The organism is Virgibacillus sp. 7505 (assembly GCF_002272135.1).
GTDB lineage: Bacteria > Bacillota > Bacilli > Bacillales > Amphibacillaceae > Terribacillus.
In genome coordinates this window covers 25,472-50,918 of the sequence record NZ_NPBF01000031.1, presented here as the reverse complement: position 1 = coordinate 50,918, position 25,447 = coordinate 25,472, and the positions used below count along the sequence as shown (strand labels likewise).

Genomic DNA, 25,447 nt, shown 5'->3' with positions numbered 1-25,447 from the left:
CTATATGGGTACAGGGTGGGGTCTATTCTTCCTAGTACAAGAGAATGGGTCAGTTTCCAGAAATTTTCTTATAAATTTACAAAAAAGCCGAAATTACGTATATTTAAACAGGAATGATGTCAAATGAATCCCTAGGAGGAGCAGGAATATGCATAGGAATAAGGACTTATATTTATTTTTAAAGGAAAAAGCGAAGGAACTTAACGACAGATGGTATGAGCAGCTTGATAAATCCAAAAGTTCAGGCGTTTACGCATCCACTGATCCAGAGACCATTCAAAACCTCAAAAAGCAAAACTACGATTTTCATCTTCATTTCTTCCGTATTTTCATTGAGGATAAGGAGACCTTCAATAAGAGCTTTGAAGAGTGGATTATTTCTACAGCTCGTGATGAGAATCACTTGAGTACGCCGACTCATCAAATAATCCGTGAATTTGTTGTAACTCGGGGACAGCATCTAGACTTAATAAATGAATTTTATACTTTACATAAAGACACTATTAAACCTGAAATGCTCGATTTTTGGAATCGTGAAATTATTACAGCTTTTGATCAGGTAATCCTTAAAGTTACCGAAGAGATGCATCATTACTCAAACCGGAAACTTCAGGCTCAGCAGGAAATGATCAATGAACTTAGTTCGCCAGTAATCCTTTTAAATGATACGACAGCACTTCTGCCATTGGTAGGGGATATTGACACAAACCGTGCAAAACTTATTTTGGAGAATACCCTCCGAGATTGTACTAAGCAGGATGTGGATCTATTATTCATTGATCTTTCTGGTGTCATCATCATCGACACAATGGTAGCACAGCAAATCTTTTATCTAGTAGAAGCATTGAAGCTAGTCGGTGTCGAAACGGTAATCTCAGGAATGCGCCCGGAAATCGCGCAAACTGCGGTTCAGCTTGGTGTTAGCTTCAACGCTAGAACAACGGCTACATTGACGCAGGCAATCCGTACAAGTAATCGTATCTCGATCAAATAATATGTGTGAAACTACTGACAAGTTGATTGCCTCTGTCCCGGGGGCGTCCGCGCTAGTATGGTGAAACTGATCGATATATGGTAGGTAGACTTTAAAAAGGACAGACGTTCGAGAAGATTACCACCAATATTCCTGCATGATAGATTAAGCACTCCTAATCAATAGCGGTATTCTCTATTGATTTTTAGGAAAGGCGGGTACAACTGCTGTACCCGTTTTTTTTGTGCTTTTTTATTTACATCTCTACACATCCTGCCTATCCTGCCGATATAAAAAGAAACGCATGTGCAAGGAGTTGGCTTTTTGATGATAGACAAATTATCTTCTTCTGCTTCACAGCATATTACACACACCTCGGGCGAAAGTCGTCCAGTAGCAAACACAGTATTACATAAACAGGAGACGGCTTCAGATGCCTCCAAACCGTATATCGATTATGACAAATCCGATATCGAAAAAGTGATCGAAACAATGAATCAATTCCTGGAACCAACACACACAAACATGAAATTTGAACTTCATGAAGAATTGGATCGCTATTTTGTGACAGTAGTTGATTCAGATACGCAAGAAGTCATAAAGGAAATTCCGCCGAAGAAGCTTTTGGATGCATATGCCAAAATGGCAGAATTCATGGGACTTCTCGTTGATAAGAAAATATAAGGAGCAGGTGATCATATGGTAGATAGTATTTCAGGCAGCAACTCCATGCGAGTCGGGGGTCTTGCGTCCGGAATGGATACGGATTCTCTTGTTGAGCAGTTAATGAATGCTGAACGTCAGAAATTATATAAAATGCAGCAGGAACAGACTAAACTGACATGGCAGCAGGACTCTTTACGTGAAGTGAACGCATCACTGAAAAGCTTTGATACTAGTGCATTTAACATGAAATTGTCTACTACTTATAATGTAAAGACTACTTCATCAACAAGTTCTGCAATTACTGCAACAGCAGACTCCAGTGCATCTAATGGATCTTATTCCATTCAAGTGAGTCAAATTGCATCTTCAGCAATTAACGTAAGTACAGGCAGTATTGCTGGTGCGGGGTTTGATCCTGATGCAGCGATTGGTGAGCAAACATTCGCTAATGGGCAAGTTACAGCAGATGATTTGAAATTCTCTTTCACAACTTATGATGAGAATGGTACTGCTAAAGAACATAGCTTTGAATTCAAAACAACAGACAGCTTGAACAGCATATTAAAGCAAATTACAAACTCAGATGCAGGTGTACGTGCTTTCTATGATAAGCAGTCTGGCCAAGTTGTAATGGAAAAGAAAGATACCGGTAAATTCAACGAAAATGTAGATGGTAAAGAGATTGAATTTGATACAAATAACTTTCTTGGTTCATTTCTAAAGCTCGATCCAAATAATGAAAAAGGTGCACAAGATGCAAAATTCACCTACAATGGAGCACTTGAAATTACCTCGAATAAAAATAGCTACACCCTTAGTGGTGTAACGTTCAACTTTAATGAAGTAACAGAAAGTGCAGTTAAGATTACAGTCGATAACGATGTCGATGCTGCCTACAATAAAATCAAGGATTTTGTGGACTCCTACAATAAAATCATAGAAGATACAAACGCAAAACTGAGCGAAAAAGTATACCGAGATTATCCTCCTCTAACAGATGATCAGAAAAAAGAAATGTCGGAAGATGAAATCAAGCTTTGGGAAGAAAAAGCGAAGAGCGGAATGCTTAAGGGGGAAACAGCCCTTCAAAACGGTCTTTATTCATTGCGTTCGGCTTGGTATGACAATGTTGAAACTGGCGGGGAGTTTACTCAGCTTGCACAGATTGGTATCGAGACATCTAATAACTACTTGGACAATGGTAAGCTTGTTATTAATGAAGATAAGCTGAAAGCTGCACTTAGGGAAAATCCGGATGGTGTGTATAAGCTGTTCTCAAATGATGTCAAAGGATCAGGACGCGGCATCATTAACCGAATTGAAGATACGCTGGATGCAACAATGGATACTATTACAGAGCGTGCAGGTAGTACAGACAAAACAAACCAGCAGTTTACGCTTGGCAGACGACTTGATGACATCGAGGACCGCATAGACAGCTTCCAAGACTATCTCACACAAGTCGAAGATCGCTACTGGCGTCAATTCACGGCGATGGAGACCGCAATCAGCCAAATGAACCAACAATCCGCTTATCTAACATCCAATTTCGGAGGATAAGCGCTAAAGGAGTAATACAATCATGTCGGTACAAAATTACCAGGCGTATCAGCAAAATTCTGTCCAGACCGCTTCTCCAGGTGAGCTGACGCTCATGCTTTACAACGGCTGTATCAAGTTCATCAAATTTGCCCAGCAAGCCATTGAGAAGAAGGATATTGAAGCGAAGAACACAAATATTCAAAAAGCCCAGAACATCGTGCGGGAGCTGATGATCACTCTTGACCCGGAGGTACCAATTTCAAAAGAGATCATGCCTTTGTATGATTTCATCAATCACCAGCTTATCCAAGCTAATACCCACAACGATCAGCGAGCACTCAGCAGTGCATTGGATTTGATTACCGATTTCCGCGACACATGGAAAGAAGTCGTAAAACAAACCCGCAAACAGCAATTCGGTACAGGAGCAACTGTCTGATGAATCGGGTGCAGGCACTGTTTGATACGACTGCCCAGCTAGACACACTCGTCAGCCAGCCGGTAACAGCTGAGAATCGGGAAGAAATCGTCCAATCCCTTACAGCACTTTTAGAAGTCCGCTCTGGACAGATGGAGGAGCTGAAGCCGCCTTTTTCGACGGAGGAAAATCTTTTGGGGAAAGAGCTTCTGCCGATGAATGAAAGAATCAGCAAGCAGGTCCAAAATATTTTCGACCAGTTAAAGACTGATATTCGTACAATTAAGAAGCAGAAGCAGTCCGGCAAGAAATATATAAACCCGTATGGCAGCATGCATACGCTTGACGGCAGGTTCCTCGATAAACGTAAATAAAAAGTGCCTGAACCGATTTGGTTCAGGCACTTTTCTTATGTAAAGTTTTGTTGAGCGATTCGTGACAATTTTCGATTAAACTTCTTATTTTTCTGACTCTTTTCTGTGTTTATGAAGGTATTGTAAAGGGAATGTAGAAAGTATCCTCATAAGGATGAAAGGAGGACACTTGTTATGAAGTACAATATTCGTGGCGAGAATGTCGAGGCTACAGAAGCGATCAAGGACTACATCGAGAAGAAGGTAGGCAAACTGGAGAGATATTTTGATTCCCCGGTGGATTCCGAGGCTCACGTAAACTTGAGTGTGCATAACAATGAGTCGAAGATTGAAGTGACGATTCCGATGAAGAACCTGCTGTTGCGGGCAGAGGAAAGTCATTCAGATCTATATGCTGCAATTGATCTGGTTGTTACGAAGCTGGAACGTCAGGTCAAAAAGCATAAGACGAAAGTGAATCGACGCTCCCGTCAAAGCGGAGATGCACCGAAGCATGCATTCGCTGCAATGGAGAATGAAAGTGCAGCAAGTGCTGTCGTCGCAACGGAGGAAGAAGAAGATCTGAGCCCGTACGAGATTGTGCGAAACAAGCGTTTTGACTTGAAACCGATGGATTCCGAGGAAGCGATTTTGCAGATGGATCTGCTGGGTCACAGCTTCTTCGTATATACGAATGCGACGAGTGGAGACACAAATGTCGTTTACAAGCGTAAAGATGGAAGATATGGGCTTATCGAGCCTACCTAAAGAAAACTGGAACGAGGCAGACGCATTTGCGTCTGCCTTTTAATTTGGTCCGTTTTGCAAAAACGCAGAAGGAATATTTCAAAATCACTTAAAAATTGGCATGAAAGCTGTCGGATGATGGCGAATTCTAGTGTTTTATGGAGGAAGTCCTTCATCGTTTTACGAAAACGGTCGTTTTTCCTTTCGGAAGTCCCATGATATAAATAAGTCAGCTACAACAAAAGGAGGTACTGACCATCAGAGATTCAGATTATGCTGTCCACCGAGTCTCCCATTCCCAACTCACACAGCATGAGCATACGATCACACAGCTGCTCGAGATCATCGCAGCAACCAATCGAAGGCTGGCGGAACTTCAATGGAAGCAAGAGCAGCTCGAACGCTGGTGCATCGAACAAATGCAGCGGGATCTGTCCTCCAGATCACGTGTCTTCTGAGGGGCAGTCTTCCTTTTCCCCCGCAAGACTCCACCAGGATATCGCAGCCTCCTCCCTTGGGGCTGCGCATTCCAACTGATGGTGGCTCATGCGGCTGGAGTAGCGGTTACAATATTGCGAATGTCTGACATGGCACTCCTTCCATGTAAAGCGGCGTCCCGGGACTGGGCGCCGCTGTTTTTTTGTTTTTGGAAGGAGCTGGTTTCCCTTTCTTGTAAACCGCTAAACCTAGTGTTATTATTATTTTTGGACTATACTTTTTTGATTTAAAAGAGGAGCGTTATTATGCGTGGACTACTTAAACGGGTGTTTGGAGACGGTACGCAGAAGCAAGTCAGCCGTGCCCAGAAAACAGCCGAACAAATAGAAACATTAGCAGATGAATATCGAGCATATACAGATGAACAATTAAAAGAAAAGACAAATGAATTCAAAAAGCGCTATAAGGATGGCGAGTCCTTGGATGACTTGCTGCCAGAAGCATTTGCAACCGTAAGAGAAGCAGCTGATCGTGTACTCGGCATGCGTCCTTTCCATGTCCAGTTGCTAGGCGGTATCGCCATTCATGGCGGAAATATTGCCGAGATGAAAACAGGGGAAGGTAAAACACTTGCAAGTACGCTTCCTGCATACTTGAACGCTTTATCTGGCGAAGGTGTGCATGTTGTCACAGTCAATGACTATCTTGCAGGACGTGATGCGGAGAATAACCGTCCGCTATTCGAATTCCTTGGGTTGACTGTCGGACAGAACAGCTCGGGCATGACACGTGAGCAGAAGCAGGAAGCATATGCGGCAGATATCACATATAGCACGAATAACGAGCTTGGCTTCGATTATTTGCGTGACAACATGGTGCTGTATAAGAACCAGATGGTACAGCGTCCGCTCAATTTTGCCATCATCGATGAGGTCGATTCCATCTTGATTGATGAAGCGCGGACACCATTGATCATTTCCGGTTCAGCTGCTAAATCAGCAAGCTTGTATACACAAGCTAATTCCTTTGTTCGTGTGTTGAAGAAGGAAGAAGATTATACGAATGATATCAAGACTAAGTCCGTTCTTCTGACTGAGGAAGGTATCAACAAGGCAGAGAAATTCTTCGGGCTGGAAAACTTGTTCGATTTGAAGAATGTATCCATCACGCATCATATCAACCAGGCATTGAAAGCCCATGTGACGATGCAGCGAGATACGGACTACGTTGTAGAAGACGATGAAGTCATCATCGTTGATAGCTTTACAGGACGTCTGATGAAAGGACGCCGCTACAGCGACGGTCTTCACCAGGCAATCGAGGCGAAGGAAGGTTTGCAGATCCAGAATGAAAGCATGACGCTGGCATCGATTACTTTCCAGAACTACTTCCGTATGTATAAAAAGCTTGCTGGTATGACCGGTACAGCGAAGACAGAGGAAGAAGAGTTCCGTAACATTTACAATATGGACGTGCTTGTGATTCCGACGAATAGAGATATCACGCGTCAGGATAAAGCTGATTACATCTTTAAATCCATGGAAGGCAAGTTCCGTGCGGTTGTAGAGGAAATCAAGGCTCGTCATGAAACTGGTCAGCCTGTGCTTGTCGGTACAGTAGCTGTCGAAACTTCCGAGCTGATCAGCAAGCTGCTGAAACGTGCTGGTGTGCCGCATAATGTATTGAATGCGAAGAACCACCACCGTGAGGCGGAGATCATTGAGGATGCTGGTCAAAAAGGTGCAGTGACCATCGCAACGAACATGGCTGGCCGTGGTACAGACATCAAGCTGGGTGAAGGTGTAAGAGAGCTTGGCGGACTTGCTGTTATCGGGACAGAACGTCATGAATCCCGCCGTATTGATAACCAGCTTCGCGGTCGTGCCGGACGTCAAGGTGACCCAGGTGTGACACAGTTCTACTTGTCTATGGAAGATGAACTGATGCGCCGCTTCGGTTCCGATAACATGCGCAGCATGATGGATCGTCTAGGCATGGATGACAACACGCCGATTGAAAGCAAGATGGTATCGCGTGCTGTAGAATCAGCTCAGAAACGAGTGGAAGGGAATAACTTCGACTCACGTAAAACAGTTCTTTCTTATGATGATGTCCTTCGCGAACAGCGGGAAATCATTTACAAACAGCGCTTTGAGGTAATCGATAGCGATGACCTGAATGCTATCATCGATGAAATGGTCCGCGATACGGTTCATATGGTTGTTCAGGCACATACTGCTGACGATTCAGAGGAAACTTGGGAGCTGGATGCATTGGTGGAATATGTACATGCCAACCTGCTTCCACAGGACAAGCTGACAGTCGATGAGCTGAAGAACAAAGACGAAGAAGAAATTGAAGAATTGCTGCTTAAGAAAATCGGTGAGCATTTGAAACAGAAGGAAGAAGAAATGACTCCAGATCAAATGCGCGAATTCGAAAAAGTTATCCTGCTTCGTACAGTTGATACGAAATGGATGGATCATATCGATCAGATGGATCAGCTTCGCCAAGGTATCCACCTGCGCGCGTATGGTCAGAACGATCCGCTTCGTGAATACCAGCTGGAAGGCTACAATATGTTCGAAGCGATGATTAGTTCCATCAAGGAAGAAGTTACGCGTTACGTACTGAAAGCAGAAATCCGCGATAACCTGCAGCGTGAACAAGTTGCCAAAGGTGTCCAAGCTGTCAGTGGCGATGAAACACAAGGCGATAAGAAAAAGAAAAAAGCTCCAGTTGTCAAAGGTGACACGATAGGGCGAAATGATCCGTGCCCATGCGGCAGCGGCAAGAAATACAAAAACTGCCATGGTCAGTGATTTTGACAAACCCGCGCAAGTGGTTGCACGGGTTCTGTCCAAGTCATAGAGTATGATGGTGTGTGTTATAGACTTATATGAGGTGAGAGAAAATGGAATTAGCAGAAATCAGAAATGAACTTGATCGAATGGAAAAACAACTAACTGACTTTAGGGGGTCTCTTTGACTTAGATCAGAAGAAAGCCCGTATTGCCGAGTTAGAAGATTTGATGCTTGAGCCGTCATTCTGGGATGACCAGCAAGGAGCACAGAAGATCATCAATGAATCCAATGGCTTGAAGGAATCAGTGGAAGGCTATGAAAAGCTAGTATCCCAGCATGAGGATTTGGATGTTAGTTTCGAATTGGTGAAGGAAGAAGACGATGAAGATCTTCGCAATGAGCTGGAGGAAGAAATCGTCTCCATGCGTGAAGCAATGGATGAATTCGAACTGCTTATGCTTTTGAGTGAGCCGTATGATAAGAATAATGCGATTCTGGAGCTGCACCCAGGTGCCGGCGGAACGGAATCTCAGGACTGGGCGAGCATGCTGCTTCGTATGTACACGCGTTGGGCTGAAAAGCATAACTTCAAAGTGGAGACGCTTGATTATCTTCCTGGTGAGGAAGCTGGCGTGAAAAGTGTAACGCTGTTGATCAAAGGTTTGAATGCGTATGGCTATCTGAAGGCTGAAAAAGGAGTGCACCGTCTTGTGCGTATTTCCCCATTTGATAGCTCAGGCCGTCGTCATACATCATTCGTATCCTGTGATGTGATGCCAGAATTCGACGATGATATCGATGTGGACATTCGGACAGAGGATTTGAAAATCGATACGTACCGTTCCAGCGGTGCCGGCGGACAGCACGTCAATACGACGGATTCTGCCGTAAGGATTACACATCTTCCTACTAATACTGTCGTGACATGTCAATCCGAGCGTTCACAGATCAAAAACCGTGAGCACGCAATGAAGATGCTGAAAGCGAAGCTGTATCAGCTTGAAATTGAGAAGCAGCAGCAAGAGCTGAACGAAATTCGCGGGGAACAAAAGGAAATTGGCTGGGGAAGCCAAATTCGTTCCTATGTATTCCATCCATATTCCATGGTAAAAGATCATCGGACGAATGAAGAATCCGGGAATACACAAGCTGTAATGGATGGTCAGCTGGATCCATTCATCAATGCATACTTGCGTTCCACAATTTAAGAGCTTTTTGTAAAATTCCTGTAACATAACAAGCTGAACCGTTATTCCATCTCAAAGAAAAGGATGCGATTCTCTTGAAGAAACTAGTTTTAACTGGCTGCAGTTTGATGTTCATGCTCTTCCTTGCTGCTTGCGGGAGTAGTGATGACACGGCCGGAACACCACAAGAAGCGTATGAAAACAACTGTGCCATGTGCCATGGTCAGGACTTGAGCGGCGGCAATGGCGGTCCTCCGCTTGATAATCTTGGTTCTACGTATACAAAAGAAGAACTCGTGGATATCATGGAAAACGGTAAAGGCGGTATGCCTGCCGGGCAGGCTGAAGGTGAAGAGGCGGAAAAAATCGCCGAATGGCTGCTGGAACAGCAGAAGTAATAAATGACGAATACCCATACAGAAGCTGTATGGGTATTTTGGTGTGTTTTTTTCCTTGACAGCGAGTGGAAGCGACAAGATACTACGCAATATATTTCAAAAACCAAGCCTATTGTCATATATTGAAACACAAATGTAATATTATTTTGTCTAAAAAAAGAGGAATAAGATGTTATAATGGTTTCAGGTTTGAGAGCTTTTTCGATTGCTTTCGCCATTGTTCGACATACTAAGTTGATAAATTAGCAGATTAGAATAAAAACAAAGGTGAGTATAACATGATAGAAATGAAGGGTGTGCATAAGACGTATTCCAATGGCGTTACAGCGCTGAATGGTGTCGACGTGCATATCGACAGTGGGGAATTCGTGTATTTAGTAGGACCGAGCGGAGCCGGTAAATCAACCTTCGTGAAGATGATCTTCCGAGGTGAGAAACCGAGCACCGGTGTCGTGAAAGTAGATAACAAAGATTTGAGCACGTATAAAGAACGCCATATTCCAAAAGTCAGAAGGAAAATCGGTGTTGTGTACCAGGATTTCAAATTGCTTCCGAAACTGACAATCTATGAGAATGTTGCCTTCGCCCTGGAAGTAATAGAAGAGTCTCCTAAAGTGATCCGAGATCGTGTGATGGAAGTACTCGATCTTGTTGGAATAAAAGATAAAGCTAGATCGTTACCTGATGAGCTTTCCGGTGGGGAGCAGCAGCGTGTGGCAATTGCCCGGGCAATTGCGAATAACCCGAAGGTCGTAATCGCTGACGAGCCGACAGGGAACTTGGATCCAGAAACATCCTGGGGCATCATGAAGGTGCTGGAGGATATCAACAACAAAGGAACAACCATCATCATGGCTACACACAGTAAAGAAATCGTTAATACGATCAAAAAACGTGTCATCGCCATCGAAAACGGCCGTATCGTCCGTGACGAAGCAGGAGGTGACTACGGGTATGAAATTTAATACCGCGAAACGCCATCTGCGGGAAGGATCAAAGAACATCTTCCGTAACGGCTGGATGACCATCGCCTCGATCGGGGCAGTAACAGTAACATTGATCCTGGTCGGTGTCTTCCTGGCTGTCGTATTCAACTTAAATAAATTCGCTACCAATATTGAGTCGGATGTTGAAATGAGCGTATATCTGGATCCTACACTTGCTGAAGACCAGGTGCAGTCAATCCAAGGTCAGCTTGAATCGATTGATAAAGTTGGTTCTGTAAAGTATTCCTCAAAAGAAGAACAGTTAAACCAGCTCATGGAAGATATGGGACAAACAGAATGGGATTTGTTTGAACAAGACAACCCATTAAGTGACACGTATATTGTCAAAACATCTGATCCGCATGACATAGCTTCTGTATCGGAAGAAATTTCGAAACTGGATGGAGTCGACAAAGTGGATTATGGTAAGGGGACAGTAGAGAATCTCTTTACTGTAAACAAGTACGCCCGGATTATCGGTGCGGTCTTGATCGTTGGTCTTGTGTTCACGGCCATCTTCCTGATTTCAAATACAATTAAAATAACAATCATTGCCAGAAGCAGAGAAATCGGCATCATGAAACTGGTTGGAGCAACCAACTCCTTCATCCGCTGGCCTTTCTTTATCGAAGGTCTGCTGCTCGGAGTATTGGGCGCTATCGTTCCAGTAGCATTAGTACTCGGCGGGTATTACTATCTGTCACACAACTTGACTGATAACATCAGCATCGGTTTCGTCGAGATTCTCCCTTATGCACCATTCGCTTTCCAGCTTTCAGGCATACTGCTGGCAATCGGCGCGATCATCGGTGTTTGGGGAAGCGTCATGAGTGTCCGTAAGTTTCTTAAAGTCTAATAAACCTACCATATATGCTTTTTTAAGGAAGAAAGGGAATGAGAGAAGAATGAAGAAGATGATCAAGCCTGTTCTTGTAGCTGTTCTAGCTACGGGAGCAATCCTACATACTCCAATTCACACGTTCGCGAAATCCTCATCTGATGTACAGAGTGAGATAGAGGATCTGCAAAAGCAGCAAGAGGAAAACAGCAATAAGCAAAGCGAACTTGAAGGTCAAATCAATAACGCAGAATCTGAGCAGTCTGATAACCTTGCAGAGCAGGACAATCTGCTGGCGAAACTGGATGATTTGAACAACCAAATCGATAAAAATGAAAATGCTTTGAATGACAAAGAAGACGAAATCACTGAGACGAACGAAAAGATCGAAAAAATCTCTGGTGAAATTGTAGAAACGGAAGAAGACATCGACAAACGCGAAGATAAATTGTCTGACCGTTTAGTCAGCATTCAGCAAAACGGTGGAGACGTGCAGTACTTGCAAGTATTGATGGGCTCTAAAAACTTCGGTGACATGGTAAACCGTTTGAACGCAGTAACGACTATCATGGATTCTGATAAGGAGCTTTTGAACGGATACATTCAAGCGAAGCAGAAGCTTGAGGATCAAAAGCAGCAGCGCGAAGATGAAAAGCAAAACCTGCAGGATCAAAAAGATAAATTGGAAGATATCAAATCCGATTTGAAATCCCAAGCAAGCGAGCAAGAAGACTTGAAAAAGCAGCTTGAAGATGAATACGAAAGATTGGGTGAGCAAATTCTTTCTGCTGAAGAAGAGAAAGAGCTTGCAGCTAACCAAGCCGAAGCACTTCGTCTGGCACAGGAAAGTGCAGAATCAGAACAAGCTGATTTAGCAGCACAAGAGAAAGCAGCAGCAGAAGCGAAAGCAGCAGCGGCTGCTGCTAAGAAAGCGGCGGAGAGCAAGCAGGAGGCTTCTTCATCCAGCTCTAGCTCCAGCAGTTCTTCTAAGAGCAGCAGTTCAAGCAAATCGAGCAGTTCTAGCAGTTCATCAAGTTCCAGCAGTTCATCCAGTTCTAAATCAGCACAAGCTGGCATCTTCTCTTGGCCTGCTGAAGGTCGACTAAGCTCTGGCTTCGGTGTACGTAAAGATCCATTCGGTAGCGGTTCTACAGGCAACCACTACGGACAGGATATCGCTAATGCAACTGGCACGCCAGTTCATGCGGCAGCAAGCGGAGTAGTTTCTTTCAGTGCTACGATGAATGGCTATGGTAATGTTATTATCGTTACACATTCCATCAATGGACGCACGTACGACACACTTTATGCTCACCTAGACAGCCGAGGCGTATCGGTTGGTGAAAAAGTCTCCAGAGGACAGGAAATTGCGAAAATGGGTAACACTGGCGGATCAACTGGTTCCCACCTTCATTTCGAAATTCATGAAGGCAGATGGAACGGTGCGAAGAGTAACGCAGTGGACCCAATGAAATATTTCTAATACCAGAATTAAAAAAGGCATTCTCCATTAATGGAGGTGCCTTTTTCACATCAATTGCTTCTTTTAGTGATAAGATAGAGGGAGTTTAGCATAATAGTAGGATTAACGGATTGGACAAGTAAGAAAGGATGAGAGGCGAACGTGCAGATCAGAAAAGCGACATTCGTAATAGCGATCATTGTGGCATTGATTGTCGGGGCAGGCGGCAGCTATGCTTTTACATCATATGCAGGTAAGGAAGAGTCTGGTTTCCAATCAGCTTCAGATGATTCGGGCAGTCTGACAGAGGTGGAAAATGCGTATGAGCTCATCAAAGATAATGCGTTGGCGAAACCAGATGCGCAGCAGCTGCAGGAGGGTGCAATCCAGGGGATGCTGGAAACATTGGATGATCCGTACAGTTCCTTCTTGGATGAAGAATCTTCTACACAGCTGAATCAGCAGCTGGAGTCTTCGTTTGAAGGTATCGGAGCTGAAGTTAGCATGGTGGATAAACAGGTGACAATTGTGGCGCCTATCAAGGATTCACCTGCAGAGGATGCTGGATTACGGCCGAACGACCAAGTGCTGGAAGTGGATGGAGATTCCTTACAGGGGCTTGATCTCCAGGAAGCAGTTAATAAAATTCGTGGTGAAAAAGGAACAACAGTAACGTTATCCGTTAAGAGACCTGGCGTTTCTGAAGAACTGAAAATTGATGTAACTCGGGATGAAATTCCAGTCGAAACGGTCTATGCGGATACAAAAGAAGTAAATGGCAAAAAAGCTGGTGTTTTAGAAATTACATCTTTCTCCGAGAGTACAGCAGATGAATTCAAAACGGCGCTGGATAAACTTGAGAAGGAAAATATCGATGGTTTGATCATCGATGTTCGCGGTAATCCAGGCGGAATTCTTACGACTGTAGAAGATATTCTGAAGAACTTTGTTCCAAGCGATAAGCCGTATTTACAGATTGAAGATAAGAATGGTGAAAAACAAGAGTTTTATACCGAGTTGAAAGAGAAGAAGGATTACCCAATCAATATTCTGATTGATGAAGGCAGTGCTTCTGCATCCGAAATACTTGCTGGTGCGATGAATCAAGCTGGCGGTTATGAGTTAATCGGAAAAACGACATTTGGTAAAGGTACTGTACAGCAAACTGTACCACTGGAAAATCAGTCTATGCTCAAACTGACTCTATACAAATGGCTGACGCCTAACGGAGATTGGATTCATGAAAAAGGTATCAAACCAACTCTTGAAGTTAATCAGCCAGAGTATTTCTACAGTTCACCAATCCAGTTGGATGAAAATGAAAAGCTGAAATTTAATGATAATAATGACAAGATCAAGAATCTGCAAATCATGCTGGACGGTCTCGGATTTGACCCGAGTCGTAAGGACGGTTATTTCAACGAAAAAACAGAAACAGCAGTCAAGCAATTCCAGCAGGATAATGATTTGCAGGCAACGGGAGAAGTGGATCAGGAAACAGCAGATCTGCTTCAAACGAAGATCATCGAGCAAGTTCGCGATGGCAAGCATGATAACCAAATGGACAAAGCGCTGCAGCAGCTCTTTAGTAATTGATAAGAGGCCTCCTTCATACGGGAGGCTTTTTCTATTGCCATAGGAAAACAAGAAATATCGTGTTAGAATAGACAATATACATAAGAGTTGGTTTATAGGGAGAGACACATAATGGTGAATGATTGGTTGACCGAACTGCTTTATGGGATCGGAAACTTCTTTTTAAATCCGCTGCTTTATTGGGCAGTGCTGCTGACTCTGTTCGTTTCCAACCGCAGAATCAGAAAAGAGCGGAACAATTTCGGTACGAAGGTATTTGGTTTTGGAAAAGAGTGGACAGGCACATGGGTTCTGTCGCTTGTTTTCGGACTATTGCTTACGGCTGTGAGTGTTGGAACAGGAATCGTAGTTGCACCAGCAGTCGTTTTATTGATCAGCGCCGTAACGATTCTGCTGACGTTGCTGCTTCGTTTCACATGGCTGTCATCCGCTTATATTTTCGGATTCAGTTTTCTGCTCGCTTTGGGCGCAGCGCCATATGCCGCTGACTATTTGCCGGCTGGATGGGCAGATGACCTTACAGGTCTTAATTGGATCAGCTTTGCGCTGATCATGAGTATCGTTATGGTTGCAGAAGCTGTGCTGCTGCTTACAATCAAAAGAGAGGATACGTTGCCCGAGCTTGTCAAGGGTCCTCGGGGACGCTGGATCGGCCAGCATCGTTTCCGTAAGCTATTGTTCATCCCTTTCTTCTTGTTAGTGCCAGCTGGCGCAATTGAACCGTTCGCTCCATGGTGGCCTTTCTTCCATCTAAACGGAACAAGCTACGGCCTGCTGTTAGTGCCGCTGCTGACTGGTATAGACGGTTTTGCCAAAGGCCGTCCAGCATTTATTGAGGCACGTAAGCAAGGGAAAATGGTCTTGCTGCTTGCATTGCTTACCTTGGCAGTGAGTTTGGCAAGTATATATTCCTATTACTTCGCGATCGCAGCTTTTGTCATCGCACTTATCGGCAGAGAGGCCATCACACTCTCCTTCCGGAACAAAGATCGCAAGCGCGCCATGTATTATACGGAGAGCAGCAATGGGATGTTTGTTCTTGGTGTCATTCCGGAAAGCCCAGCTGACAGACTCGGTCTGCTGCCGGGAGAGCGAATCGAAAAAGTGAACGGCGTCCGTGTAACGACCGAACGGGCATTTTATGAAGCAGTGCAATCCAACAGTCAATATTGCAAAATGGAAATCCGGGATGAACAAGGTGAAATACGGATTAAACAACGAGCGATGTATGAAGGCGAGCCGCATGAGCTTGGTATTATCTTTGTACAGGAACAGCATAAGAAGAAAGCTGTGCCTATCAGCAGTTAATGTCAAATTCGTCAATTGAAAAAGCCTACTTAACTGATTACAGTTAAGTAGGCTTTTTATTAGATTCAGATATGGATTACGCTTAGGCAATGAATTTAGTGAACCAAGCTATGTATTCTGCTCCCCATATAAAGAATAATTGAGCTAGTAACGTTCCCAACAGCCTGGACGTTACCATCATGAGCGACATACTTTTTAGTTTGTTATAGCTTCCTCTTTGATTCACGATATCGTCCGCCATGACAGATAACTTCGGATCAATAAAAACTACCAAAAGTATGGTTGCTAGACCATTTATCAATCCTGATGCCATGATTGCTGTAGTCCCTCTATCTGGAACTAATAAAGCCGCATATAATGCAGCTAGCACCCCGATTGTATAGATTGCGGTAATAAACATATTTACGAGGAAGAGCCTTATTGGAATATCTTTCACCTTCGTGTCCCGTAAATAAGAAAACTTTGGAAGACTAAAATGCGTTATGCTGCGATTTATGTAATGTAATGAAAAAATCCTTTTCATTAAAGAAGGGACAGATCCTTTTTCCTCTGATAAATGAATGATCGCTCTTGAAAATAGTGCGATGAACGTAGGAAGTAAGAGAATGCCTAATGCTGTTCCAACTGTTGATGCGCCAATAAGGAAACGGAATTGAGTCTCTACAAACTCCAGCGTATTTTCTTTTGGAGCAGAATCGATTAGACTTCCTAAGAATGGCTGCTGCATCGTATTGGACAATCTTGATACAATAACCATTATGTTAAAGAGCGACAGTGCCGAAGCAATCATTTTGACTCTTGCACCGGATAATCTTACAGCATAAGCGAGTGTTTCTATCGAGTGAATGATAAAAATAAACAAAGCGATAAACAGTAATTTTTCTGTGATGATCTCCATTTTGTTACCTTCTTTTTGTAAATTGGCTTTGTACTCTATTAAACTATCAAGCCTTTAGATATAATTACTAGTTTTGATAGTACCATAAAAAGTAAATTATTCCTTTTGTTTTTTGATAAAGGAATAATTGAAACTATTTTCCACTCCGCGCGTATACAGTCTAACCAATAATATGAGGTGATTAGATGTCTATTTTCAATAAATTGATTGCTAGTGTCGGAATTGGTTCTGCTAAGGTGGATACAAAGATCAGGAATAATTATTTCGTTCAAGGAGAGATTCTGGATGGTATCGTTGAAATAAAGGGCGGCGTAACTGACCAAGAGATCGACTCTATCAATCTGAAGCTGATGACGGTGTATGGACATGAGGATAGTGATCGTCTGTCGCAGGCAGTTGTGTATACGCATAAAGTGAATGAGCCGTTCATTATCTCAAAAGGGGAAAGAAAGGAGATTCCATTTTCTTTTCGAATTCCTTTGTATACACCGATAACGATGCAGGATCCTAAGACATTCAAGAATGTACCGCCGGTTTGGATCGATACGGATGTTGATGTGAAGAATGCAGTCGATTTAAGTGACATAGATCATATATCCATTGAGCCGACAGAAGTGCATGAAAATATCATCGATGCGATAAAGGTGATCGGATTCAGATTCAGACAGATGGAGAATCAGAAGCCCCCATACGGAATCAGGATAGCCAGACCGTATATCCAACAGTACGAATTCATTCCTACTCATGGAAGATACTTAAAGAAACTCGATGAACTGGAGGTTTATATCCTGCAGGATGAGTATGAGACGACGATTTACTTTGAAATAGATAAGCGAAGCAGAGGCGTATTTTCTTCATTAATGGAGAACTTGAATTTAGACGAGCATAGAGGAAGTGTTTCGTTTAAGAATGAAGAAATATTGAATAACAGAAGTCTGGTAAGTGATAAGTTCGATGAGATAATCGATTCTGTATTATAAGAAAGGAGCAAGCCACATGGCTTGCTCCTTTCTTATTCTACCTGCATGGATAGCAGGCTCCGTATTTCTTCTTCTGAAAGTGTGTTAAGCATCGTTTCACCAGGCTGGATGATTTGATCGACAAGCGCACGTTTACGCTGCTGTAACTCAAAGATTCGTTCCTCGATCGTTCCGCGTGTAAGCAGGCGGATCACCTGAACGACATTTTTCTGTCCGATACGGTGTGCCCTTCCAGCAGCTTGCTCTTCTACAGCTGGATTCCACCATAAGTCAAAGAGGATAACAGTGTCAGCACCTGTCAGATTCAGTCCTGTTCCCCCGGCTTTCAAGCTGATCAGGAAGCCGTCTTTTTCTCCTTCGTTGAACGCTTCTGCCATCTGCATTCTTTCCTTGGCAGGTGTACTGCCATCCAGATAGAAGACGTCCGTTTCATCCAGTGCCTGCTGGATAATTCCCAGCATGCTGGCGAACTGGGAGAAAATCAAGAATCGTTTATTGCTTTGCTTCAGTTCTTGGATAACCTCGAGCAGCTGCTCCAGTTTACCTGATTGGCCGCTGTAGTTCTCAATGAACAAAGATGGGTGACAGCAGATTTGGCGCAGTCGTGTCAGTCCTGCAAGTATTTCGAGTTTACCGCGATCGAAACCTTTCTCTGCAATCGTCTGATCGATCTTCCTGCGTATCCGCTCCAGATAGGCGACATACACTTCTTTTTGTTCCTGCGTAAGATCTGAATAGTTCGTTGTCTCGATCTTTTCAGGAAGCTCGTGGAGAACGTCCGTTTTTACTCGTCTTAGGATGAATGGACGCGTCATCCGGGCGATCCTTTCCGGTTCCAAATCTGTGAATGACCTCCGGCTGCGGAATAGACCAGGTGAGATTGTGTGAAAAATCGACCACAGCTCCTCAAGCCTATTTTCAATTGGGGTGCCGCTCAGTGCAAATCGTTTCCCAGCTTGGATCAGTCCGACGGCCTTGGCAGTTTGCGTTGCATGGTTTTTGATTGCCTGCGCTTCATCCAGGATCAGACTATCGAATACATGCCCAGCATACACATGATGATCAATCCGCAATAAAGGATAAGACGTGATGATAATATCATGCTCTTCCAGCCGGGAAAGCTGTTCCTGCCGTTCTGCTGCCGAGCCGGAAATAACTAGTGTACGCATGCTTGGAGCAAATTTCTCAAATTCCTTCTGCCAGTTATAGAGCAGAGAGGAAGGTACGACGATCAGAGCAGGGCGTGCAGCTGGGTTAGCTTCTCGTTCTGATGTGAGATAGGTAATTGTCTGCAGTGTTTTTCCAAGTCCCATATCATCTGCCAGAATACCGCCGAGTCCGTAATAAGCTAGTGTTTTCATCCATTTGAAGCCAGTAAGCTGATAATCCCGCAGTGTTGCCAGCAGTCCAGATGGCAAGTCAAAATCGATTTGTTCCGGATGGCGAAGCCGCTCAATCAGTGTCTGGAATGCTGCTTCCATTTCAGCTCCGCGTAAGGACTCTTCTACTTGCATACTTTGAGCAATCGGTACGAAAATATGCTGATTATTCAGCTGGTTCTTTTTGATTTGCATCTGTTCAAGGAAGTCTTGGAAGTTCTCCATGGATTCCTGCTCCAGATCGAGCAATGCACCATCTGGGATACGGTAATATCTTTTCTTCTCTACCATTGCTTGCAGGACATTGCTAATATGCGCTTCTGATAAACCGGACACATCAAAGCTAATCTCAAGCATTCCTTTTTCCTGCTGCAGTCTGACGGAAGAGGAAACCTCATGCTGATCATCGGCCTGCATCGCTTGCACCCGGCTGGAAATATAGACCTCTGCTACTTCTTGCAAAGCTGGCAGATGCTCATGTAGGAACACATACATATACTCTACATTAAGCAAATGGAAGCGGCCTTTTGAAAAGCGGAATCCAGCAGCATGCAGCTGTTGCAGGACCTTATCTTCCTTGGCAGGTTGCCGTTTGATGACAGGCATATCTGACTGCTGTTGTCCTGGCTGGATGACGTGATCTCCATAATGGAAAGATACACTGGCGTGCAGTACATCGTCCGTCTCATCCAAAAAGACTTTTGCAACAAGGGGAGCCATTTCGACTTTGCTCCGGACTGTTTCAGCAACATGCACATGTCCGATCTGTTCCAGCTTGCCAACAACCTGCGACACAAAACGGTCAACGTTCTTATCCGATACAGTCTGAGGTGTATCATGGCGATAAGGAAGGATGGCGAACAGTTCCTTGACCAATTCCCGCTGGTCGGGAGGTACAGGATATAGCGTGTCATCCTTGACTAGGTAATGGTAGTTTTTGATATATTCATATGCTGCGATATCCTGTACTCCTAGCTGCAGCATGTCGTCTTCATCTGTTGAAAGATAGAAGTCCAACCGTGCTGGCTGACTGCTCACCTGAAATGTATCCATCGGTTCAGTATGCAGCAAATGGAGGGAGGCACCTGCATCTGCAAGCTGCGGCAGCAAGGTCTTGGCTAGTGAAGGCGTCAGCTTGATGGCGCGTTTTTCCGACTGAAGGGAAGAAGCTGTAAAATCATGAATCATACTGTTCTCACAAGCTTCCAGCAATCGCTCCAGGATAGCTTTGTCCTCGGGTGTAACAATATGTACACGAGGATCGAATGCAAAACTCGGCGTCAGCTGATAGCGGGTTTGATGCAGCACACTTCGGAGAAAGTCCTCAGCTAGGCGCACGATGTAGGTGCGGGCTGTACCTGCCTTCAGTTCGACCTCGAAGACCGTGTTACCGTTGGTTTGCATAAAGCGCTGTTCGACCTTATATTCCAGCTTCAAGGTTTCCGGAGGCTTAGATGTCAGTCGTTCGGAAGGAGATACGAATGCTTGTACAAGCCGATCCGTAAAATCAGTTTGACGGGCAGCTGTCGGTGCAGCTGTTTCTTCGGTAACTGTGTATCCATTACTGTCAAACCGGTTCCGGCTGACCGCGATTAGAACAGCAGCGATATGCTTGCATGTATAATGGGTGTGATAGGCGGGGCAGCTGCACACACCATCAAGATCGTCGTCCTCAAAGAAGAAAATCCGTACAGGATAGTTTTCGGTGCCGCGGACAACAGCCTTCCATTGGTTGATGGATGGCGTGAAGCTCAGACCTTGCACACGCCCTTTATTGACATACTCCAATCCTCTTCGGTAGAATCGATCGCCTGTCACTTTGATGATATCTTGTTTGTCGAGAAAATAAGATTGCATGAAAGCCCAGTCTCCAGTCTAAAAAAATCATTATCTTATCATTATAACAGATATAGCTATAGCCTTCCCTAATAGGGCAAAATAAAAAACGACAGCACATGGCTGCCGTTTCAATTTATTTCTTCCTGACTTGGAATATCTGAGTTTCTCCAGCGATAGCTTGTTCCGGGTAGAGTGCTTCCAATGTGTACTCGCTTGCTTCGTAGTTGGTGACGATCACCGGGGTGATGCTGCTTTTCGCATTTGCTTCGATGAATGCTTTTTCGAAGGTGACGAGCTTATCGCCAGCAGAGACTTTATCGCCTGCTTTGACAAAAGTCTCAAAGCCTTCTCCCTTCAGATTGACAGTATCCAGACCGATATGAAGGAGCAGTTCCAACCCCATTTGTGTTTTCAAGCCGATGGCATGCTTTGTTTCAAACACTTGAACGACTTCTGCATCAATAGGACTGACAATTGTCTCATCTGTCGGTTCAATAGCGATACCGTCTCCCATCATCTTTTCGGCAAACACTGGATCAGGTACTTCCTCAAGCGGGACCACTCTGCCATTGACAGGGCTTACAAAACTTTCTTCCGTAATATTCTTACCGAATAGTTTCTTTAGCATATTATGTCTCTCCTCGGGATAGATCGATATTTTGATGAAAATCTTATTAGTATCATATTAAAGCGTTTTCTCCTTGTGGGTCAATGAAAAACATCCAGTCAGTTGGATATTGCCTAAAAGCGCTAACATTAGGTATAGTAGAGAAAGACTGATTTTTGGAGCGGAAATGAGGTTTGACGCAGTGTGATATAAGAAATCAAATCACAAAGACAATCAGGCTATACGAATGATAATAGAACGGTAGGTAATGAACCGATGCAAATAAAACAAGAAGTACAGAAGCGTAAGACTTTCGCCATCATCTCCCACCCGGATGCCGGGAAGACGACAATGACTGAGAAATTGCTCGTATTCGGGAATTTGATTCGTACTGCAGGTACGGTAAAAGGAAAGAAATCAGGCAAATTCGCAACATCTGACTGGATGGAAATCGAAAAGCAGCGTGGAATTTCCGTTACATCATCTGTCATGAATTTCCCATATAAAGATTATCAAGTGAATATCCTGGATACACCAGGACACGAAGATTTCAGTGAAGATACGTACCGGACGCTGACGGCTGTGGATAGTGTTGTCATGATCATCGATGCGACAAAAGGGATCGAAGCACAGACATTGAAGCTTTTCAAAGTTTGCCGGATGCGCGGTATTCCGATCTTTACTTTCATCAACAAGCTTGACCGGGAAGGCCGCGAGCCGCTGGAGCTATTGGAGGAAATCGAAAGCGTATTGGATATCGAAACTTATCCAATGAACTGGCCAGCAGGAATGGGCAAGCGTTTCCTAGGTATTTTCGATAGATACAACAAGCAATTTGTCCGCTTTAATGGAAATGAAGAAGAATCATTCATTCCTTACGATGAGCTGGACGATCCGGCGTATGCCGATTTAACAGGCAATTCCACTTTTGAGGATACGAAAGGTGAACTGGAGCTTTTAGAGGAAGCCGGCGATCAATTCTCATTGGATCGTGTGCTTGCTGGTAAGCAGACACCAGTTTTCTTTGGCAGTGCACTTGCACCATTCGGGGTACAGACTTTCTTTGATACATTCGTTAATCTTGCACCTGCGCCAGGCAGCCGTCGCACGACAGAAGGTATCGTGTCTCCCGAGAAAGAAGAGTTCTCAGGATTCATCTTCAAGATTCAGGCAAACATGAACCCGGCTCACCGTGACCGGATTGCTTTCCTGCGGGTCTGCTCAGGTAAATTCGAGCGTGGTATGAGCGTCAATTTAGCTCGTTCAGCTAAGCCGATCAAGCTTTCCCAGTCACAGCAATTCGTTGCGTCATCACGTGATACAGTCGAAGAAGCTTATGCCGGCGATATTATCGGTATTTACGATCCGAACATCTACCGAATCGGGGACACACTCGTCGAAGGCAAAGCGAATTTTGAATTTGATGAGCTGCCGCAATTCCCGCCGGAAGTGTTCAAGAAAGTTACCGCCAAAAACGTTATGAAAGCCAAGCAGTTCCAGAAAGGTATCGAGCAGCTTGTTCAAGAAGGAGCAATTCAGCTGTTCCGCGGTAAACGCGACAACAGCTATATCTTAGGTGCAGTCGGAGAGCTTCAGTACGAAGTATTCGAATATCGAATGAAAAACGAGTATAATGTAGAAGTGGTATTGGAATCGATGGGAGAACGCATTCCTCGCTGGCTGAAAGCCGAGCAAGTGGATGAACGCCTATTCGACGAGCGCAGTCTGCTCGCACAGGATCGCGAAGGGGATTACTTGGCATTGTTCAAGAACGATTTCGCCCTCCGCTGGTTCACGGATAAAAATCCGAAAGTCGATTTGATTGATCTATTCGAGGTCAACCAATACGACCAAGCTTCTAACTAATAATAAAGCCGTCAATTTTTGGCGGCTTTTTGCTATCTATTTGTTTATGTTTCGTATATTAGGTAAACATCTATACTAGCAGGTATGTGGAATTTTAAACGAATGTTTGTTCGTGTTTTTATATATTTTATGCTATGATGAAAATAGCAAACAGAACGGAGGAATTTGGCATTGAAGGAAAAGGAAACGTTTGAGTTAGTATCTAAATACAGCCCTCAAGGTGACCAGCCGAGAGCAATTGACCATCTCGTTGACGGTATCCATCAGAAAAAGCGGCATCAGACATTGCTAGGTGCGACGGGTACTGGTAAGACGTTCACTATTTCAAATATGGTGAAGGAAATTAATCGCCCAACCCTTGTCATTGCCCATAACAAGACATTGGCGGGTCAGCTGTACAGTGAGTTCAAGGAATTTTTCCCGAACAATGCAGTTGAATATTTCGTCAGTTATTATGATTATTATCAGCCAGAAGCATACGTACCGCAGACTGATACCTTCATCGAGAAGGACGCAAGCATCAATGATGAAATCGATAAACTGCGCCACTCTGCTACATCTGCTCTTTTCGAGCGCAATGATGTTCTGATTGTGGCAAGTGTGTCCTGTATCTATGGTTTAGGTTCCCCGGAGGAATATAAGAGCCAGGTGCTGTCCGTCCGCGTCGGCATGGAGAAGGATCGGGATGAGCTGCTTCGTAATCTAGTTGACATCCAGTATGCACGAAATGATATCGACTTCCAGCGCGGAACCTTCCGAGTACGCGGCGATTCTGTCGAGGTCATCCCGGCTTCCAAAGAAGAGCATTGTATCCGTTTTGAGTTTTTCGGTGATGAAATCGACCGGATCCGTGAAGTAGATGCGCTGACAGGCGAAATCATCGGCGACCGCGAGCATGTCGCGATTTTCCCTGCATCCCACTTCGTAACCCGCGAAGAAAATCTTAAAAAAGCTATCGTTAATATAGAGAAAGAGCTCAAGGATCAGCTGGCTGTATTCAAGGAGCAAGGCAAACTGCTGGAAGCACAGCGTCTTGAGCAGCGTACAAACTACGATTTGGAAATGATGCGGGAAATGGGCTTTTGTTCGGGTATTGAAAACTACTCGGCTCAGCTTACCTTCCGTGAACGTGGTGCTACGCCGTATACACTACTGGACTTCTTCCCGGACGACTTCCTTGTCGTCGTCGATGAGTCCCATGTTACGCTGCCGCAGATAAGGGGAATGTTCAATGGAGACCAAGCGCGTAAAAAGGTGCTTGTAGACCACGGCTTCCGTCTGCCATCTGCAATGGATAACCGGCCGCTCACATTCGATGAATTCGAGAAGAAGACAGAACAGCTCGTCTATGTGTCCGCAACACCGGGACCTTATGAAATCGAACATACACCGGAGATGGTCGAGCAGATCATCCGGCCGACAGGATTGCTTGATCCGGAAATCGATATCCGTCCGATTGAGGGACAGATTGATGATATTATCAGTGAAATTTACAAACGTACCGAAAAGAATGAGCGCGTATTAATCACGACACTCACGAAGAAAATGTCTGAGGATTTAACCGATTATTTGAAGGATATCGGTATTAAGGTCGCTTATTTGCATTCAGAAATCAAAACGCTGGAACGGATTGAAGTCATCCGGGATTTGCGCGTTGGGAAGTATGATGTACTTATCGGAATCAACTTGCTTCGAGAGGGCTTGGATATTCCGGAAGTTTCCCTTGTGGCTATCCTTGATGCGGATAAGGAAGGATTCCTGCGATCAGAGCGATCGTTGATTCAGACAATGGGCCGGGCAGCTCGTAATGAGAATGGGCATGTCATTATGTATGCAGATAAAATAACTGATAGCATGCAAAAAGCAATGGATGAGACGGCACGACGCCGTGAAATCCAAATCGCTTACAATAAAGAGCATGGCATCACACCGCGGACGATTCAGAAGGAAGTACGGGATGTCATCAAAGCTACAATTAGTTCCGAAGAGTCCGGAACAAATAAGAAAGATACACCAGATTTTACGAAGCTGACGAAGAAGGAAAAAGAACAAGTCATAGCCAAGATGGAAAAAGAAATGAAACAGGCTGCACGCGACCTCAATTTCGAACGCGCTGCCGAGCTTCGTGATCTTGTATTGGAACTTAAAGTGGAAGGGTGAA

General features: G+C 44.3%; 20 protein-coding genes. 17 read left to right on the top strand and 3 right to left on the bottom strand.

All coding sequences use genetic code 11. The features are described 5' to 3' along the window. Nucleotides 1-148: 148 nt before the first annotated feature. The 14 genes from CHH91_RS14360 to CHH91_RS14295 all read left to right on the top strand — a co-directional run bounded on the left by CHH91_RS14360 (nt 149) and on the right by CHH91_RS14295 (nt 15,717). Nucleotides 149-994: an STAS domain-containing protein gene (locus CHH91_RS14360; RefSeq protein WP_095224136.1), complete on the top strand. Its 846-nt coding sequence runs from the start codon at nt 149-151 to the stop codon at nt 992-994. Nucleotides 995-1,300: 306 nt separating this feature from the next. Next, a complete protein-coding gene (gene flaG / locus CHH91_RS14355; protein ID WP_095224135.1) occupies nt 1,301-1,657 on the top strand; it encodes a flagellar protein FlaG in 357 nt (118 codons plus the stop codon). Between the two features lie 15 nt (nt 1,658-1,672). Further along, the gene (locus CHH91_RS14350; RefSeq protein WP_286160792.1) at nt 1,673-3,199 is read left to right on the top strand and encodes a flagellar hook-associated protein 2; all 1,527 of its coding nucleotides are present in this window, start codon (nt 1,673-1,675) and stop codon (nt 3,197-3,199) included. A 22-nt stretch (nt 3,200-3,221) separates the two neighbouring features. Then, entirely contained in the window at nt 3,222-3,620 is a 399-nt protein-coding gene (gene fliS, locus CHH91_RS14345) for a flagellar export chaperone FliS (RefSeq protein WP_095224134.1), read from the top strand. Next, on the top strand, nt 3,620-3,973 hold the full coding sequence (gene fliT / locus CHH91_RS14340; protein ID WP_095224133.1) for a flagellar protein FliT: 354 nt from the start codon (nt 3,620-3,622) through the stop codon (nt 3,971-3,973). Before fliS ends, fliT begins: the two co-directional genes overlap by 1 nt. Before the next feature lie 174 nt (nt 3,974-4,147). Beyond that, entirely contained in the window at nt 4,148-4,720 is a 573-nt protein-coding gene (gene hpf, locus CHH91_RS14335) for a ribosome hibernation-promoting factor, HPF/YfiA family (protein WP_095224132.1), read from the top strand. Nucleotides 4,721-5,442: 722 nt separating this feature from the next. Next, entirely contained in the window at nt 5,443-7,959 is a 2,517-nt protein-coding gene (gene secA / locus CHH91_RS14330; protein WP_095224131.1) for a preprotein translocase subunit SecA, read from the top strand. 92 nt (nt 7,960-8,051) lie between these two features. Further along, nucleotides 8,052-9,150, top strand: a protein-coding gene (prfB, locus tag CHH91_RS14325) for a peptide chain release factor 2 (protein ID WP_141234170.1) whose coding sequence is annotated in 2 segments (ribosomal slippage) — nt 8,052-8,114 and nt 8,116-9,150 — 1,098 coding nt in all. Because the reading frame shifts where the segments join, the coding sequence is not laid out codon by codon here. Between the two features lie 74 nt (nt 9,151-9,224). After that, nucleotides 9,225-9,527, top strand: a complete 303-nt coding sequence (locus CHH91_RS14320) for a c-type cytochrome (protein ID WP_095224130.1) — start codon at nt 9,225-9,227, stop codon at nt 9,525-9,527. Nucleotides 9,528-9,805: 278 nt separating this feature from the next. After that, nucleotides 9,806-10,492 (top strand): cell division ATP-binding protein FtsE, encoded by a 687-nt coding sequence (gene ftsE, locus CHH91_RS14315; protein ID WP_095224129.1) that lies wholly within the window; start codon nt 9,806-9,808, stop codon nt 10,490-10,492. After that, complete coding sequence (gene ftsX, locus CHH91_RS14310) at nt 10,482-11,369, top strand: permease-like cell division protein FtsX (RefSeq protein WP_095224128.1); 888 nt, start codon at nt 10,482-10,484, stop codon at nt 11,367-11,369. Before ftsE ends, ftsX begins: the two co-directional genes overlap by 11 nt. A gap of 49 nt (nt 11,370-11,418) precedes the next feature. Then, nucleotides 11,419-12,834 carry a murein hydrolase activator EnvC family protein gene (locus tag CHH91_RS14305; RefSeq protein WP_095224127.1) on the top strand — a complete coding sequence of 472 codons (1,416 nt, stop codon included), beginning with the start codon at nt 11,419-11,421 and terminating at the stop codon, nt 12,832-12,834. 147 nt (nt 12,835-12,981) lie between these two features. Beyond that, nucleotides 12,982-14,409 carry a S41 family peptidase gene (locus tag CHH91_RS14300; RefSeq protein WP_095224138.1) on the top strand — a complete coding sequence of 476 codons (1,428 nt, stop codon included), beginning with the start codon at nt 12,982-12,984 and terminating at the stop codon, nt 14,407-14,409. Between the two features lie 111 nt (nt 14,410-14,520). Further along, nucleotides 14,521-15,717, top strand: a complete 1,197-nt coding sequence (locus tag CHH91_RS14295) for a PDZ domain-containing protein (RefSeq protein WP_095224126.1) — start codon at nt 14,521-14,523, stop codon at nt 15,715-15,717. A gap of 82 nt (nt 15,718-15,799) precedes the next feature. Here CHH91_RS14295 and CHH91_RS14290 read toward each other — a convergent pair whose 3' ends face one another. Further along, complete coding sequence (locus CHH91_RS14290; RefSeq protein ID WP_095224125.1) at nt 15,800-16,615, bottom strand: lipid II flippase Amj family protein; 816 nt, start codon at nt 16,613-16,615, stop codon at nt 15,800-15,802. Between the two features lie 185 nt (nt 16,616-16,800). Between CHH91_RS14290 and CHH91_RS14285 the strand changes: the two genes are divergently transcribed. Next, nucleotides 16,801-17,595, top strand: coding sequence for a sporulation protein (locus CHH91_RS14285; protein ID WP_095224124.1), 795 nt, complete (start codon nt 16,801-16,803; stop codon nt 17,593-17,595). A gap of 32 nt (nt 17,596-17,627) precedes the next feature. Here CHH91_RS14285 and CHH91_RS14280 read toward each other — a convergent pair whose 3' ends face one another. Together CHH91_RS14280 and CHH91_RS14275 are read right to left on the bottom strand one after the other, a co-directional pair. Then, a complete protein-coding gene (locus tag CHH91_RS14280) occupies nt 17,628-20,831 on the bottom strand; it encodes a DEAD/DEAH box helicase (RefSeq protein WP_095224123.1) in 3,204 nt (1,067 codons plus the stop codon). A 115-nt stretch (nt 20,832-20,946) separates the two neighbouring features. Then, nucleotides 20,947-21,441 (bottom strand): PTS sugar transporter subunit IIA, encoded by a 495-nt coding sequence (locus CHH91_RS14275; RefSeq protein WP_095224122.1) that lies wholly within the window; start codon nt 21,439-21,441, stop codon nt 20,947-20,949. 255 nt (nt 21,442-21,696) lie between these two features. On the opposite strand from CHH91_RS14275, the gene CHH91_RS14270 reads away from it, so the two are divergent. Next, nucleotides 21,697-23,286 carry a peptide chain release factor 3 gene (locus CHH91_RS14270; RefSeq protein ID WP_095224121.1) on the top strand — a complete coding sequence of 530 codons (1,590 nt, stop codon included), beginning with the start codon at nt 21,697-21,699 and terminating at the stop codon, nt 23,284-23,286. Nucleotides 23,287-23,457: 171 nt separating this feature from the next. Further along, nucleotides 23,458-25,446, top strand: a complete 1,989-nt coding sequence (uvrB, locus tag CHH91_RS14265) for an excinuclease ABC subunit UvrB (RefSeq protein ID WP_095224120.1) — start codon at nt 23,458-23,460, stop codon at nt 25,444-25,446. The last annotated feature ends 1 nt before the right edge of the window (nt 25,447 follow it).

Coding starts and splice junctions, on each gene's coding strand:
- CHH91_RS14280 (WP_095224123.1), bottom strand. CDS start 20,831: ATGCAATCTTATTTTCTCGACAAACAAGATATCATCAAAGTGACAGGC.
- ftsX (WP_095224128.1), top strand. CDS start 10,482: ATGAAATTTAATACCGCGAAACGCCATCTGCGGGAAGGATCAAAGAAC.
- secA (WP_095224131.1), top strand. CDS start 5,443: ATGCGTGGACTACTTAAACGGGTGTTTGGAGACGGTACGCAGAAGCAA.
- fliS (WP_095224134.1), top strand. CDS start 3,222: ATGTCGGTACAAAATTACCAGGCGTATCAGCAAAATTCTGTCCAGACC.
- ftsE (WP_095224129.1), top strand. CDS start 9,806: ATGATAGAAATGAAGGGTGTGCATAAGACGTATTCCAATGGCGTTACA.
- fliT (WP_095224133.1), top strand. CDS start 3,620: ATGAATCGGGTGCAGGCACTGTTTGATACGACTGCCCAGCTAGACACA.
- CHH91_RS14270 (WP_095224121.1), top strand. CDS start 21,697: ATGCAAATAAAACAAGAAGTACAGAAGCGTAAGACTTTCGCCATCATC.
- CHH91_RS14360 (WP_095224136.1), top strand. CDS start 149: ATGCATAGGAATAAGGACTTATATTTATTTTTAAAGGAAAAAGCGAAG.
- CHH91_RS14305 (WP_095224127.1), top strand. CDS start 11,419: ATGAAGAAGATGATCAAGCCTGTTCTTGTAGCTGTTCTAGCTACGGGA.
- CHH91_RS14275 (WP_095224122.1), bottom strand. CDS start 21,441: ATGCTAAAGAAACTATTCGGTAAGAATATTACGGAAGAAAGTTTTGTA.
- CHH91_RS14295 (WP_095224126.1), top strand. CDS start 14,521: ATGGTGAATGATTGGTTGACCGAACTGCTTTATGGGATCGGAAACTTC.
- CHH91_RS14350 (WP_286160792.1), top strand. CDS start 1,673: ATGGTAGATAGTATTTCAGGCAGCAACTCCATGCGAGTCGGGGGTCTT.
- CHH91_RS14290 (WP_095224125.1), bottom strand. CDS start 16,615: ATGGAGATCATCACAGAAAAATTACTGTTTATCGCTTTGTTTATTTTT.
- flaG (WP_095224135.1), top strand. CDS start 1,301: ATGATAGACAAATTATCTTCTTCTGCTTCACAGCATATTACACACACC.
- CHH91_RS14285 (WP_095224124.1), top strand. CDS start 16,801: ATGTCTATTTTCAATAAATTGATTGCTAGTGTCGGAATTGGTTCTGCT.
- hpf (WP_095224132.1), top strand. CDS start 4,148: ATGAAGTACAATATTCGTGGCGAGAATGTCGAGGCTACAGAAGCGATC.